The sequence below is a fragment of the Enterococcus sp. AZ149 genome (assembly GCF_051714285.1).
Lineage (GTDB): Bacteria > Bacillota > Bacilli > Lactobacillales > Enterococcaceae > Enterococcus_D > Enterococcus_D entomosocium.
Genome location: NZ_JBIORO010000001.1, coordinates 1424501 through 1440177, shown reverse-complemented (window position 1 = coordinate 1440177; position 15677 = coordinate 1424501). Strand labels below are relative to the sequence as shown.

At 42.8% G+C, this 15677-nt stretch carries 13 protein-coding genes; 3 read left to right on the top strand and 10 right to left on the bottom strand.

Annotated elements, in window-relative coordinates:
• Positions 1-74 precede the first annotated feature (74 nt).
• From IGI94_RS06740 to IGI94_RS06700, 9 genes are all read right to left on the bottom strand, one after another.
• The gene (locus IGI94_RS06740; protein WP_005236476.1) at positions 75-1568 is read right to left on the bottom strand and encodes an extracellular solute-binding protein; all 1494 of its coding nucleotides are present in this window, start codon (positions 1566-1568) and stop codon (positions 75-77) included.
• A 3-nt stretch (positions 1569-1571) separates the two neighbouring features.
• A complete protein-coding gene (locus IGI94_RS06735) occupies positions 1572-3164 on the bottom strand; it encodes a glycoside hydrolase family 43 protein (protein WP_438899571.1) in 1593 nt (530 codons plus the stop codon).
• A complete protein-coding gene (locus IGI94_RS06730) occupies positions 3161-3607 on the bottom strand; it encodes a DUF4064 domain-containing protein (RefSeq protein ID WP_438899570.1) in 447 nt (148 codons plus the stop codon). Before IGI94_RS06730 ends, IGI94_RS06735 begins: the two co-directional genes overlap by 4 nt.
• The gene (locus IGI94_RS06725) at positions 3604-4521 is read right to left on the bottom strand and encodes a pectinesterase family protein (RefSeq protein ID WP_438899569.1); all 918 of its coding nucleotides are present in this window, start codon (positions 4519-4521) and stop codon (positions 3604-3606) included. Before IGI94_RS06725 ends, IGI94_RS06730 begins: the two co-directional genes overlap by 4 nt.
• Complete coding sequence (locus tag IGI94_RS06720) at positions 4482-5372, bottom strand: dienelactone hydrolase family protein (protein ID WP_086317244.1); 891 nt, start codon at positions 5370-5372, stop codon at positions 4482-4484. The genes IGI94_RS06725 and IGI94_RS06720 overlap by 40 nt, the downstream gene beginning before the upstream one ends.
• Positions 5369-6685: a glycoside hydrolase family 28 protein gene (locus IGI94_RS06715; RefSeq protein ID WP_086299537.1), complete on the bottom strand. Its 1317-nt coding sequence runs from the start codon at positions 6683-6685 to the stop codon at positions 5369-5371. The genes IGI94_RS06720 and IGI94_RS06715 overlap by 4 nt, the downstream gene beginning before the upstream one ends.
• Positions 6682-7803 carry a glycoside hydrolase family 88/105 protein gene (locus IGI94_RS06710; RefSeq protein ID WP_429969923.1) on the bottom strand — a complete coding sequence of 374 codons (1122 nt, stop codon included), beginning with the start codon at positions 7801-7803 and terminating at the stop codon, positions 6682-6684. Before IGI94_RS06710 ends, IGI94_RS06715 begins: the two co-directional genes overlap by 4 nt.
• Before the next feature lie 166 nt (positions 7804-7969).
• A complete protein-coding gene (locus tag IGI94_RS06705; protein ID WP_005236490.1) occupies positions 7970-8647 on the bottom strand; it encodes a YesL family protein in 678 nt (225 codons plus the stop codon).
• Positions 8648-8662: 15 nt separating this feature from the next.
• The gene (locus IGI94_RS06700; RefSeq protein WP_008381525.1) at positions 8663-9631 is read right to left on the bottom strand and encodes an ABC transporter permease; all 969 of its coding nucleotides are present in this window, start codon (positions 9629-9631) and stop codon (positions 8663-8665) included.
• Positions 9632-9890: 259 nt separating this feature from the next.
• Between IGI94_RS06700 and IGI94_RS06695 the strand changes: the two genes are divergently transcribed.
• Positions 9891-10778 (top strand): carbohydrate ABC transporter permease, encoded by an 888-nt coding sequence (locus tag IGI94_RS06695; protein WP_008381527.1) that lies wholly within the window; start codon positions 9891-9893, stop codon positions 10776-10778.
• 62 nt (positions 10779-10840) lie between these two features.
• On the opposite strand, the gene IGI94_RS06690 is transcribed toward IGI94_RS06695, so the two are convergent.
• Positions 10841-13054: an AraC family transcriptional regulator gene (locus IGI94_RS06690; RefSeq protein WP_438899568.1), complete on the bottom strand. Its 2214-nt coding sequence runs from the start codon at positions 13052-13054 to the stop codon at positions 10841-10843.
• A gap of 162 nt (positions 13055-13216) precedes the next feature.
• Between IGI94_RS06690 and IGI94_RS06685 the strand changes: the two genes are divergently transcribed.
• A complete protein-coding gene (locus tag IGI94_RS06685; RefSeq protein ID WP_005229927.1) occupies positions 13217-14197 on the top strand; it encodes a LacI family DNA-binding transcriptional regulator in 981 nt (326 codons plus the stop codon).
• Positions 14198-14267: 70 nt separating this feature from the next.
• Positions 14268-15671 (top strand): tagaturonate reductase, encoded by a 1404-nt coding sequence (locus tag IGI94_RS06680; protein ID WP_438899567.1) that lies wholly within the window; start codon positions 14268-14270, stop codon positions 15669-15671.
• The last annotated feature ends 6 nt before the right edge of the window (positions 15672-15677 follow it).

Genomic DNA, 15677 nt, shown 5'->3' with positions numbered 1-15677 from the left:
CCAATCATTCAGCAGTAGCGGCTCCTCACTTCATCCATTCCTTCTCAACAGATGATCAGAACCTTTTGTGACCTTTATTGTTGTGAACGATAATCTTCCGTGAACTCATCAATGATTTGCTGTCCACCATTTCTTAAGAAGGTTTCGATCGCTGTATCAAACCCATCGATCTCTATTTCCCCAGTCATATATTGGTAGTAAGCGTCTGAGATTCCTTCAATCAAGCTTGACCATGAACGATCATAGGTTTCAGAGGTCAGCGATTGTGCAGGATTGATCACCGCAAATTCTTCATTTTCTCGAATCTTTTCATTGGCTAAGTTGACATATGGGTTGCTTGAAGGGAAAACTGTTACTAATTCTGATGGACGAGACGAAGAAAATGGTTGTACTTCTTGTTGCCACTTCGTATCATCTAAACGGACATAGACACCCTCATCATCAATTTCATAATGGACCCCTTCGATCCCTTGCGTCATCAAGGTAAACGGCTCTTCGTCCATCAAATCGTTGATAAATTTCAAAACAACACGTAAGTCTTCTTCGGTTTCAACATTGTTTTTCGGAATGGCTAACCAACCGCCCATTCCACCATTGGTATCAGAAAGGATACGACGTTCCACATTTTCATGGACGATATCATTGATCAAGACCCATTCCATATGCTCTTCATCAGTACCAGCTGCATCATCAATGTAGTTACGTACTTCTTGCAAACCACTCAATACAATCCCACCACGACCTTGAACGATATAGTTCTTCTGATCATTTTTCGCCATTACCGCAAAATCAGAATTCATCCAGCCGTTATCATAGATATTACGGAACCATTCCATTGCTTCTTTGTATTCTGGTTGCATAAAGGATGGCATCACATCATCATCATCCGTGATCGTAAACCAATTGTCTGCACCAAAGTAACCTGAAAGTGAACGGAACCCAACATTAAAGGACTCATCACGTTCAACGAATCCGACCGTGTCAGCTACCCCATTGCCATCTGGGTCTCCTTCTGTAAAGGCTTGTGCCACAGCTGATAATTCTTCTAAAGTCGATGGCACGTCCAACCCTAAATTGTCTAACCAATCTTTTCTTACGAGGACACCATAACGAGCGATCGGTTTTAGAAACGGAACACCATAGATATGACCATCGATCCGAGAAGATTCTAAGCGATCCTCAGAAATTTCTGCCAGATTCGGAAACTCTTCTAAATAGGGTTCCACATCCCAGAACATTCCAGATGCTAGCGAACTACGGACGGTTGTGTTATTGATTTCTGTCAAACTTACGATATCTGCTAAAGAATTTGACGCTAATGCTGCATTCAAGCGTTCTGTTTTTGATGCGTCTGGCACCCATGTAAAGTCGATTTCGACCCCTGTATATTCTTCTAACTTTTGTGTTACATCCCCAGACGGAGGTGAAGCGGTATGCAGCATTGCCATCCAAGAAATACTTGTTTTTTCATCACTTTCTGGTCCATCAGATGAACCTCCGCCATCGCCGCAGCCTGCTAAAAACAGTCCTGCACATAATAATAAACTTGCTACTTTCAACTTTTTCATTCGTTACCCTTCTTTCTCTATTTTTAGGGAATCATCATCGAGCGGATCTTTCCCTTGATACTTAAAGTACGTAAAATCGGCATAGCTTCCAGCAAAGTGATCTAGATCATGGGCACTGATTCCAATGAAATTCCCTGTAAAACCACCAGACAAGAACTGGATGTTTTGCTTTTTAAAGGGATGCCACGTTTGTGATTGCCGATAGAACCATTCTGCTTCTAGATAAGAACCGACTACTTTCAATCCGATCGGCTCACTTGAAGCAGCGAGGGCCAATTTATCTGGGAACAAGTGAAATTCTCCTTCACAACACCGCAGCAACCGAAGGGCCTTGTCTTCTTTTTCATCATAGGTTACGTAGAAAAACAAATAGTTTTCTTCATTTAAGAAAAGCGACAATCCAGCCATCTGATTGAACGATTGGGGGTGGTATTCCATCGCTGTTTCAGCTTCAAAACAAACGTCTTGTTGACGAATCGCCAATATGTGCTTATGAAAGTTCGATTGCATCGATTCTCCGCCGATCAATCGCAAATACCCTGGTCGCTCACTCAGATTGCACCACTCTTCATTGGGCAGCAATCGCCTACCGTTCCATGCTTTTTGCAACGATCCTTTAAAGTCATCAATAAAAACAGCAGGTGATGCCCTTTGCTTCTGAGCGTCGCTAGCGAGTCTGATGGTTTGATCTGGGATCGTATCATCATTGCTAAGACGCAGCCATCCTTCGTGATCCCAATAGACGGTTTGGAGTGCCGTCTCTCGTCCAAGGATCGCTGCCTCTTCTACTGGCCGAGTCATCAAATAGCTCATGACCCATTCTCCTGATGGTGCAATCGTCAAACTGCCATGACCTGTACATTGAAAAGGGGAATCTTCGCGCTGATAGGCACGCATCATGGGAAAATGCGGATCTACTTCATAAGGCCCAGTGATGGTTTTACTACGACAAACCGTTACCGCATGACCTGCACCCGTTCCTCCTTCTGCCGTCAGTAAGTAATAACACTCATTGTGGTAATAAAGATGCGGTGCTTCAGTCTTCGCCAGCTGGGTTCCAGAAAAAATTGGCACTCTGTCACCGATCAATCGGCCTTGTACTTCAGAGTATTCTTGGAGCACGATCCCCACCGATTTATTTGGTGTATCCTTACGATAATCCCAAAGCGCATTCAATAACCAGATACGCCCCTCTTGATCATGAAACAAGGACGGATCAAAGCCACTACCATTTAAGTAAATGGGCTCACTCCATGGCCCATGAATCGTAGGAGCCGTGATGAGATAGTTTCGACAGTCTTTGAAGGGACGTGTCGTGTTGCGGACATTTGTATAGACACAATAGTATTGTCCGTTTGCGTAACTGATTTGCGGTGCCCAAATGCTGCAATTTGCTGCGTTGCCTAATAAATTCACTTGATTGGTCAGAATATCTGTTTCATGGGACCAATTGACTAGATCTTGGGAACAGTAGACCCGAATTCCTGGTAACCACTCAAAGGAAGAAACCGCTAAATAATAAGTATCCTCGACTTTTAAAATACTCGGATCAGGATGAAACCCTCTTAAAATCGGATTATTGATCATTGCCTTCATGCAACCCCTCCTTGTTTGCTGACTGCGTCCGTTGTTTTTTTCTTGTGTCCGTCATCGCGATGGAGAAAACAAAAACCCGCCGCTAAAAAGAAACAAAAGGCAATCGGAAAAGCGATCATTTGACTACCAATCAATGTCACGACACCAGTCAAAAAATAAATAGCACAAGATTGCTTTCGATAATTACGATAGCGAACAAGCATTGTCGCCACTGAAACCAATATCAGGAGTGCCAACAGCGTGAAGCCAAACCAAGCACCGAGTGTTTGAAATTGCGCCAATGCTGCTTCTGCCGTCATTTGATTCAGTACAGTGGGAAACACACGTTGAAAGATCTCTTCGAACTGCTGGACAGTCATTTGATTGATCGCCAAGGAAAAGCCGCCCATCAACACCAGAGCGAGAACCATCCCGATCCAGCCAGACCATTTTGCCTTGCTCATTTTTCTATCACTCCTTCGATAGTCACCCATTCAGGACGTTTGGGGCTTGTTTGGTAACAACACATTCGCTCCGTGAACGCGACCGTTTGGTGGCTTGCTGTTTTTCCCCAATCAGACCATCCGCAAGGGGCGAGCTGTTGATCAAAGCAGCAGGATAAAAAGGTTACTTTGGCGTCATTGCGCCAAGGGCGGCCTAGATAATAGGCTTTGTCCCCTGTCACCCGACACCGATCGAAGGTTAACCCGCTTGCTTGTTTGCTGGTTGAGGCAGCAGTAACGTAGTTCGTTTGTGGTGTATTTTTACAATGCAAGCGACACTCTTCAAAGGTGGCGGAACCACCGCCAAAAATAAAATCGACTGTTCCACTGATCCTGCAATGCAAAAACAAACTCTGTTGTTGGTCAAAGATTGTCTTTCGCCAAGGACTGATCATTGGTTCACCTTCTTTGGTATATTTTGGCAATGGACCCAGACACAAGGTATCTTGAAAAGCATCGAGATGACAGCGTTCGAAGCGAATGTCATCCCCTTCGATATAGACGGCAACTGCTTGCCCGACTGCTTGCCCATACCCTGCGTCATTGATGATGGTCAGGTTTTTTACAAAGACTTCTCGGCTATTGATAAAGAGCGTCGCTGTTTGGAAGGTTCCTCTTTTTTGCCCATTTTCATCGGTTTGCTCGGCAGCCAAGTGGTAGCATAAGAACGTGTTAGGTTCCCCGATCAACGTAAGCTGGTTTTTATAGATTTTCACCTGTTCTTGATACACGCCAGAGGCGATCGTGATCTCACAAGGTGCGTTTAAGGCTTCAGCAGCCAACACGGCTGCTTGGATACTCGTAAAATCACCCTTTTGCGGCTCTTTACTAACCTTTAGCTTGATAGGAGGTGTTGTTTTAGAAATTCGATCCACTGCGCTCTCATCTCCTTGGTTTCTTCATGACCACCTGGCAAGCAACACGCCTGCCAATGCTCCTTGTAGCCTATTGCTTCATAATGCTGCCCGACCTGCTGATCCAAACGAGCGACGCCGCTTGAGGGGCAGCCACGATCCTCTTTGCCAACCAAACTCAAACGCGGGCGTGGTGCGATCTGTTTTTGGATCGCCGCAGTCGTAAAGTCTTTCAACACATTAGGAACATAATAGTAAAACCCATGTTTGCTTAGACGGTCCTCTTCGATCAATGCTTGATAGTCCACTTGTGCTGCCATGTCCACCACCACTGATATCCGTTCATCTAGCGCTGCCAACCACCAGCTCATCAAGCCCCCCATAGAAAGTCCCAATGTGGCGATAGCGGAATGTTTCACTTCTTTACGGGAAGCAAGATAGGTTAAAAACTGTTGATTGTCATAGATTCGTTGTCCCCATAATGTTTTGCCTTGCAACAGAAACCGCTTGTAGCTATCATTCTCACCGTTTTTTCGTTCGCCAAAGCCCCACATGTCGATCACTCCAACGGTGACGCCCAGCTTCATAAATGCAGCGAATAGGCTTTCTTTTTGCATATACGGTGGACTTTGTCGCAGTTCTTCTTTCCCCATCGTGAAGTCGCCGCCATGAGAATGATTGAACAAAACGAGTGGAGCAGGTTGCTGAGAGCTGGGATAAGCAAAGTATGCAGGGACATCCTCTTCTTGATTTAATCGTAGAAGTAAATGTTCCAAGGTATAATTTTGCACCTGCTCTTTTGTTTGCTGAACCACTTGTGGTGCAACTTTCATATCAGGACCTAGCAGCTGAAGTAACTGAGGATCCCTCACAAAAAATCTCCTTGAAATGCCAGAGGCTGACGATTCTCAAATGACTGTGTGACGGTGATTTCCCGGCTATTCTCGATATGGAACGCTTCAGTTACACCTTCCAAATTGATACGATCAAACTGAATATTCCGTCCACAGCCAATATAAAAACCTTGTTTTGTCATCTCTTCGATACCTGTCATCATCGCAGGCTTTCCTGGAATTGGGTGCTCAGCCATAGAGACGGCAATATCTTGGAAAGTGATATCTGAAATAAATTGTTCAGCCAAGCCATAAACAAACCCAGCGGCCGCATGGACATTCCGAGCCGAGATATTTGCAAAATGAATTCTCCGGAAATGAGGGGTTTCCTCGGTGATCGGGTACGGATTTTTATCCCAAACATACTTTTCTTTGCCTTTCGGTCCACAGAAATAGTAAAGATTTAAAGTGAATGGACAGATGACATTATCCATCACAATGTTATTCACTCGAATATCTTCGATCGTTCCGCCACGTCCACGACGTGATTTCAAACGAATCCCACGATCGGTATCTTGAAAAATACAATTACTAATAGTGACATTACGAATATCGCCGCTCATTTCACTCCCTAGAACGACGGCCCCATGCCCATGAAGCATATGGCAATTTACGATCGTGATATTCTCACAAGCGACCCGTTCTTTAGTGTCCTCCGTTCCTGATTTGATGGCGATGCAATCATCACCAACATCGATATGACAGTTACTGATGCGGACATTTTTACAAGATTCAGGATCGATCCCATCCGTATTTGGCGAATCCGCTGGATTTTTGATGCGAAGATTATCGATCGTTAGATTTTGACAAAGAATCGGATTGACGGTCCAACTGGGTGAATCGACAAGACGGATATCTTTCAACGTAATTTGCTGGCAAGAGTCAAAACTGATTAATTTTGGTCGTGGATAAGCAAGCTGTTCACGATTTTCCCGAAAGGTCTTCCACCATCTTTGCCCTTGCCCATCAAGCATTCCTAGTCCTGTGACAGCGATATTTTCCGCATTCTCGGCATATAAACAAGAGGCATAAACTTCCCGTTTGACCCCTTCCCAGCGAGACACGACGACGGGATAGTCTTTGGGATCATCAGAAAATACTAAGGTCGCCCCCAATAGTAGGTGCAGTTCAATGTTACTTTTTAAAAAGAGCGCACCCGTCGGATAGCGTCCTGCTGAAAAAGTGATTCTGCCTCCTCCTTGTTGATGCAATTCATCAATTTTTTCTTGAATCGCTTCTGTCAACAGACCTTCTTTTCCTTGTAAATCAGCTGTAGTCAATTGGATATTCATTTCTTGCTTCCTTCCTCCGTTAATGGTTGCAGCAGTAAACTCGCTTGTAAAAAGGCACCGTATCCTTTGAAATCATTCGTGATAACGGGTTCACTGATATAGTAAACAAACGTACCATCCCGATTATCTGGTCCACCAAGACCAGCAACTTCACAGTTTCTGATCAGATTCAACCAACCTTCTTTTGTTAAAAAGACAAACTCATCCAGCAATCCTTGATAGGTCTCTTGGGCAAACACTTGCCATTTTTGATCGATGATCCCTGCTTTGACCGCTTTCGCTGTTGCGTAACAAATCATTGAAGAAGCGGATGCTTCTAAATAATTCCCACGCTCCCTGCCTTTATCTAAGACTTGATACCACACTTTTTTCTGGGGATCTCTTACTTTAGCAAGAGCTTCTAGACAGGAGACAAACATGTTTTCTAATGGATTCTTCTGCTCTGATTCCCCTAATAGCACCATCGTATCTGCGAGAGCCATCATGAACCATCCCATTGACCGTCCCCAGAAATTTTTTGAACAACCGGTCTCAGGATCTGCCCACGGCTGGACTTTTTGTTCATCCCACGCGTGATACAAAAGACCCGTTTTTGGATCTAGGGTATGCGTAAAGCATAAGGTGAATTGCTTGATTACATCTGCCAATGCTTCTTCTTTCTCAAATGTCAGTGCGTATTCTGTCAAAAAGGGGGCTCCCATATATAAGCCATCTAACCACATTTGATACGGATAGATTTTTTTATGCCAGAACCCACCTTCGCTTGTTCTTGGCATCTGCTGTAATTGTTGATACAGCGTGTCCAAGGCGATCTTGTATTTTGAAGCACCTGTTTCTTTGTATAGTAAGAATAAACATTTGCCATTATTGATGTAATCGATATTCATCGCATCCATCTGATAGTTTTTGATACGACCGTCTTCGTCAATATAAACATCCATCGTGTTTTGGATATAGTCGAAATAGCGTTTATCACCAGTTTGCTCATAGGCTTCTTTCACGCCTTGTAAAACGACCCCGATGTCATAGGACCATTTTCCGTGATAAATTTTTTCTTTGCATAAGTAGTCATAGCGCTCAAATAATGTGTTCAAAGCAATTTCCGAATAGTTCTTCATGTACGATACTTCCTTTTATTGTAGTCTCCTCAATTCATAGAGCTGTTTCAATGAATCCGTTTTACTGGCTGTATTTCATGAGGGTTCAACTTGTTTTGCTATTTTTCAGGTGTTTTCTAGTAACCGTTTTGTTCACGGACCAGTAAAAGTCTTTGAGCCGTTTTCTTTAGATAATGACCTCATCTCCTTTACTGGCAACGGTTTGCTCCGTAGTCGATGCCGTTTTTGAAACCACCTGATCTGTTTCAATTGGGTGGATATCTTGAAGAATTTTTTTACCAGCAAGGGCAAAAACACCACCAACTAAGCTGCTCCCCATCAAAATGAGGCCGATCAAGAAATAGCTGCCAAGAACTAAATAGCCAACGATCAAAATCGACCAACTAATGATCGAATAATGCAGATAGCCTAAACCTAACAACGCACTCCCTCGCAGGATCTCAAACACGGTCACAAAGTTAGTGGCTGCCATGACGGTATACACGTGCATGAATAGAAAGAGAAACGCAATCAAAAAGAGGACATTCGCTACTTGGATAAACCATGGAAATGGCGCAAATATATTGGTGATCACGATTGCTGCGATGATGAGAAACAACCAACTGATCAGCACCGATTGTCGGAACCGTTCTTTACTATAGTAGAAAAAACTTTTGATCAAAGGCGGTCGTTCGTGAAGACGAAGCCAGCGATCATAATATTTCATCATGGCATACGAGGCTGGTCCGATTCCCAAAAAGATTCCCCCCAGAAGTGTCACACTTAGCCAAAGAAAATGAAGGGCGATCAGGGTCAAAAACGCGGTTAGCCCATCGTTGATTTTCGTGATTTTCTCAATCGTCATATGATCCCCTCTTTCTTAATAGATACCATCTTCCCCAATTTTTTTCGCCAAACGATTCGCAAAGACAACGAGGATCAAACCTACAAGACCTTTAAACAGCCCAACAGCTGTCGAGTAACTCAATTGACCATTTTGAATCCCGGCGGTATAGACAAAGGTATCAAAGATTTGGGCAACCTCACGGTTCATTGAGTTCATTAATAGGAACATATGCTCAAAGCCCATATCTAAGATCGAACCGATTTTTAAAATCATTAAGGTCACAATCGTCGGACGAATACACGGCAACGTGATGTGCCACATTTTACGTAGTTTGCCAGCCCCATCCATATCCGCAGCTTCATAAAGCTGTTCATCAACATTGGTAATAGCGGCTAGATAGACGATCGTCCCCCAACCGGCACCTTTCCAAAGATCTTGGAAAATGTACATTGGACGTAGCCAAGTACGGCTAGTTAAGAATGGGATACGTTCCCCACCAAGACTTTCGATCATGTTATTGATCACACCGCCTTCAGTCGTCAACAGGACGTAGAAGATTGAAACTACGATCACCCACGACATAAAATGAGGCAAATAAATAATCGTCTGGATACTTTTTTTCAAGCGACGGTTATTTACTTCATTTAACATAAGCGCCAATAAAATAGGAAAAGGGAAGGAAATCGTGATATTTAAGAAAAACATGATCAGCGTGTTGCGCATCAACATCACAAAAGTATCTTCAGTAAAGAGCCGAATAAAATGAGTAAACCCAACAAAGGGACTGCCTAAGATCCCTAAGAATGGCTGGTAGTCTTGAAAAGCGATGACTAAACCGCCCATTGGAATGTAACGAAAGATAATAAAATATAAAATACCTGGCAATACCATAATATAGAGCGCACGATTTTTTCTGATTTGCGCCCATTTTTTCTTTTTCAACCGCAGTCGCTGTTCTTCTTCAGTAAGTGGTGAGAAGTAATTATCAACTTTTGTTTCCATACTTGTTCCTCCGAGTTTTTTTGATTTGATAGTCCCATGGTAGCGTGTAAGAAAGATAACGTATATAATCATTTTCTCAGCATTGGAAAGGCATACATTTTTTAGGATTATTTCTCGGTCGAATTGGAAAACCATTGATTTATCAACGTTTGTCATGATTGTGTTTTTTTTAACATGTAAAAGTGATTATATACGTTGTCCCCGCCTCATGATACGTTGGAAATACCTATTTAAGTAAAAAAAGATGGAGGTTTTTCCTATGCAACAAACCCTAAAAAAAACGAACCGCCCGAAGAGTGAACGGGTTGTTCAAGGATTTATTATCGGTTTTCTACTACTCTTTACCTTAATGTGTCTCTTGCCTTTTCTGAACATTCTCGGAAGCTCCTTTGCTTCTTCTTCTGAGATTGCGACACGAACATTTATCATTATCCCACGTGAATTTAGCTTAAATGCTTACCGGTATATTCTCTCGACTCCCACGATTTTTACGAGTATTGGTGTTTCCCTTTTTGTGACCATCGTCGGAACGGTTCTTTCAATGATCTTGACCTCTTTTATGGCCTATGCTCTTTCAAGAAAATATTTGCATGGACGTGGCATCTTCAATTTTATTGTCGTATTTACGATGTTGTTTAGCGGAGGGATGATCCCAAGTTTTATTTTGGTACAAAGCCTCGGCTTGATCGATTCTCTCTGGGCACTGATCTTACCGAGCGCCATCAGTGCATATAATATGATCATTATGAGAAACTTTTTCCAAGGGATTCCTGATAGTTTAGAGGAATCAGCAAAAATGGATGGTTGCTCTGATTGGGGCGTCTTTTTCCGTATCATCTTACCGCTTTCCTTACCATCGATTGCGACGATCTCTTTGTTCTACGCTGTTAGTTATTGGAATACTTATCAATCAGCGATTTTGTACATCAATGATTCAGCGAAATGGCCGATCCAAGTGCTCCTTCGACAAATCGTGATTGTCTCCAGCGGGATGAACGCCGATGCCGCTAGTGTCGATGTTGTCCCCCCAGCACAATCCGTGAAAATGGCCGTGATCGTCGTTGCGACTTTGCCAATGTTGATCGCCTATCCATTTGTCCAGAAGTATTTCGTGAAAGGTGCCATGGTTGGTTCCGTCAAAGGGTAACCAACAGGCAGCAAAGAAAAAAAGCGTTTTTTGATCGTTGATCAAAAAACGCTTTTTTTCTTTTAATCTTTGGATCGTTTGCGATACTCTCCGGGTGTCATCTGTTCTTTCTTTTTGAAAAAGCGGATGAAGTTTTGAGAGTTGGTATATTGTAGGTTGGCGGCGATTTCTTTGATGGTCAAATCGGTTTCTCTTAACCACTTTTTCGCGACTTGCAATCGATAGTTTTGTAAGTAATCGGCAAAATTGATGGATAATTCCTTTTTAAACACATTACTTAAGTAATTGGCATTATAATGCATCTGTTCAGCAATGCTATCTAAGGAGAGATCTTGGTCGTATTGTTGGTGTACGATCAAGACCATCTTTTCAGACAAGGAGCGAATTTCTCGATCTGTTTTGGCTTGTGTCGTTTCAACGATAGGTAAAACTAACTCTTGATAGATGATTTGCTCAACTTTGAACAAACTGGTTTGGTTGAGCACGGATTGATAGACTTTACGACTATTCTGCAAGCTAGTATGATCTGCTCCTAGGAGTTGTCCTAGCTGAACGATACTGTTGATCAACTTAAACAAGGCACTTTCAATCGTCAACGGATTTTTGTTTTCATGAATGATTTCCCGTACGACTTCTGTGTAACTCGTTTTGATGGTCGCTAGATCCCCACTACGCATTGCATCCAAAAAGGTGCTTTCTGCTTCTCTAGGGTACTGAACGATCGCGTTATTGTCTAATTGTGCCGCAATGTCGTCAAAAAAGATAATGACTTCTTCCCCTAAATTCATTCGATAGTGCAAGGCTTCTTTAGCGTTATCAACCGCTAATTTGGTTTCTACGAGGCGGTCGTAGGATTGTGAGACCCCACAACTTATTTTGATTTTCAAGTAATCTTTTGCCGCTTGATGGATCTTTTGACAATAGGTCAATACTTGTTTTTGGTCAACTGATTCAGGAAGCTTTAAAATTGTTCCTTGGGTTTCTTGACTGGAGATGATTGGCTGAAAACGCAAATTGGCCGGAATGATTTCAGAAACGAGATTCTCGATGGCAAGCAAGAAAATATCAATAGTCGCTGTTTCTCGTCCACACAAATCATCGATTTGAATCAGTAATACGGCAAAGTGTTCCGTTTCGGATACTTCATACCCAAATTGTGACAGTTTTAAGTGACTATCTGCTTCTGAGATACAGCCGCGAAACAAGTTTAATAGAAACAAGGATTCTAACTCGGGCTTTTGATGTTCAACTTTAACAGCAAGATCGTGGTTTTGATGTAAGACCTGGTCGATATCGGAAATCAACTGATTAACTTCTAATTTCTGACCTTGTTTTTTTGGCTTTAAAAGCTCACCGATCCGATTGATGGGTGAGGTAGCCACGATCGCAATGCGATAGGATACTAATAAAAAGAGGATGATCAAAAGACTGCCAATCACGATCAAACCGCTTCTTAATTCACGGATTGCTTGCGAAACGCTAGCAGGCGCCAGACGGATCACATGATACCACTGATTGTAATCCGATTGTGTGACCACATACTTATTGTTTTCTTTGTCAGTGAAGATGCCATCGCCGTGGGCAGCTGCAATCATTGTTTCGTGTAAGGCAGAATCGATCACTTCACCATTATCGAAAAGCAGTTGTCCGTCCGCATGAAAAATATTCAAAAAGGAATCGTCATGATCTGCCACCAACTGCGCAATGGTATGGTCTTGGATTTCAGCGATCCCCAAAGCAGTGGTTTCCTGTCGAAAAACAGGCAGCGTCATCACCATTTTTAAATAGCCATCTTCTGGCAACCAATACAAGTAGCGTTGGTTGTCAATCAACGCTTGAAAAGCAGCGAATTCAGTATCATCGATCTGTTTTAAGGAGCCTTCTTCGATTTTCCAATGCTGATTCAAATTCACCAATTGGTAGCTGGCGTTTTCGATTCCCATCACACCAATGTAAGCCAGTTGCGAATTGATCTCGCGCACTTGTCGATAATTCGTCACGGAAAACGGCTGTTCCATCGTATCGGAAAAGCTTTGCGTGCTGCTATATGTAGAAAAGGCATACTCCACCATCTGAATTTTTTGATCCAGATTTTCTTTGACTTGGTTGACCAAATTATGTTGACTTTGCAAAAACGTTTCTTGAATGTTTTGATACGTTCGATGATAAATGACCCCACTAAACCCAATGATTAAAGCGCTACCAATTAGAAAAATCAAAATAAATATTTTATAAAACAAGTTGGATGTTTGATGATAGCTTAAAAAGAATTTCATAGACTCCCTCCCATTACCTAACTATCTTCTTTTATACTAGCACATCCCAGAAAAAGTTCCTATGTTATTTCGAAAAATGTTTCACGTGTGCATCCTTGGTGTATTGACATTCTCGTGGGAACAAGCTATGCTTGAATCAAGCAAAAAGGAAGAAGGTTTTCTATGGTCACGATCAAAGATATCGCCAAAGTCGCTGGTGTTTCACATACAACTGTTTCTCGTGCGTTAAACGATAGCCCATTAATCAAGCCAGAAACAAAAAAGAAGATCGCAGCCATCGCTGAATCTTTACACTATGTGCCCAATGTCAATGCCAAAAGTCTGGTGAATCAGAAATCTTATATCATTGGTCTTTATTTTTCTCATCTATCCATTGGTACTTCCGATAGCTTTTTAGTCGAAGTGATCAAAGGAATCAGTGATACCCTACCATCCGAATATACTTTGGCGGTTCATGAATTATTGCAATCCGATACATTTGATGAAGAGCCGAATCGCCTAGATGGAGCGATCGTGATGAGTCAAAGTGATCGTGATGACGGCTTTATCGCTGCTCTTTCAAAGAAAAACATTCCCATCGTCGTTTTGAATCGTCAATTGCAGGATGCAACCTTGATGAATGTCACTAGTAATGATGCCCAAGGGGTCTATCAAATGATCACCTATGTGCTTGAACAAGGCTTTCGAAAGATCGCCATGATCGAAGGGATCGCTTCCTTTGGCTCCGCTAGAGAGCGCCGCAAAGGATTTATGAAAGCGATTCAAGAAAAGCAGCTTGTCTGCCCGAAAGAATACTTCGTAGCTGGCGACTACTCGTTGGAAAGTGGTCAGCTGGGTGCCCAGCAACTACTCGCTTTACCTGAACCACCTGAAGTGATTTTTTGCGCCAATGATGATATGGCGATCGGGGCGATCAATGCCTGTCATCAAGCAGGACGAAAGATCCCAGAGGAGATCGGTATCATCGGTTTTGATGATAGTTCTTTTTCTCCCTATACGTATCCCCCATTAACAACGATCCGCAAACCAGTCTATGAAATGAGTCAATTGGCAGCAACTCTGCTGTTGCAAGCATTTGCCAATCAAGTAGTTGAGAAACAACATTTCTTTGATACCTCGTTAATCATTCGTCAATCGCTGTAAGCCTCTTGTTTTCAAGAGCGCTTACGCAAAAATGTTAACGTGTGCATAACTATTTTTTAAGGAGGATTCTATGAAAAAAATTACCGAACAACCCCATCAAACCTATCCAGCCCGAGTGATTCAACTCGGGGAAGGCAATTTTATGCGGGGCTTTTTTAACTGGCAGCTGCAGCAAATGAACAAGCAAGGTCTTTTTAATGGCAGTGCCATTGTGGTACAGCCGATTGATCACGGCTTGAAAGAGCTGTTGGCACAACAAGAAAATCTCTACACCGTTATCTTAGAAGGACTTGTCGATGGCGCTCCTTCTCAAACATTTGAAGTCGTCTCCACCATTGATCAAGTGCTGAATCCTTATCAGCAATGGGTAGACTATCTTGCTTTAGCCGAAGATGAGCAACTCGAGATCATCGTTTCTAATACGACGGAAGCAGGTATTGCGTTTCACCTAGAGGATACCTTATACGATACCCCTCCCAAAAGTTTTCCTGCAAAACTGACCGCTCTTTTGTATCGTCGTTTTCAACGACAAAAACCGGGATTTTTGATCATTCCTTGTGAATTAATCGATCGGAATGGGGAAAAACTAAAAGATATCGTCTTACAATATGCCGCATTATGGTCTTTGGAGTCAGACTTCGTCAACTGGTTAGAAAAAGAAAACACCTTCTGCTGCAGCTTAGTCGATCGGATCGTTCCAGGATATCCTCGCGATAAAGTGGCACAATACCAAGAGATTCTTGGCTATGAGGATGCCGTAATGGTCACTGCGGAACCCTTTATGCTCTGGGTGATCGAAGGAAGCGGCGTAGCCGAAAAGCTTCCCTTGCAAGAAGCTGGGTTGAATGTGATCGTGACAGAAGATATGACCCCTTACCGTGAACAAAAAGTACATTTATTAAATGGTCCTCATACGGCGATGGTTCCACTCGGTCTTTTAGCTGGTTTAGAAACCGTTGAAGAAGTAATGAACGACCGTGATTTTGCAGCCTTTTTGGATGGTCTTTTTCTGGAAGAGTTGATTCCAATGCTTGATTTGCCTAAAGCGCAGCTTGCAGCTTATGCGGAACAAATCAAAGAGCGCTTCAGAAATCCTTATGTGAAGCATCAGCTGCAATCGATCGCTTTAAACAGCGTCTCAAAATTCCGTGCGCGTCTTCAACCAGTCTTAACTCGTTATGTCCAACAAAACCAGCAGTTACCAAAACGAATCACTGCCGCACTGGCAGGGTTGCTGACTTTCTATCTCACTCGACCTTTTCAAGATGATGACCTAGTGACAACCATATTTCAGCAAGTGAAACAATTACCAGCAGAAAAACAGATCGCCACTCTATTAAAAAATGAGCAACTCTGGCATGCAGACCTGAGCTTTATGACAGCGACAATCAATGAAATGTGCGCATGTCTAAAACAAGACGGACCCCGCCAGTTACTTGCGTCGATTGACACCCCTGAGCCAAGTTTGAAATAAAGGAGA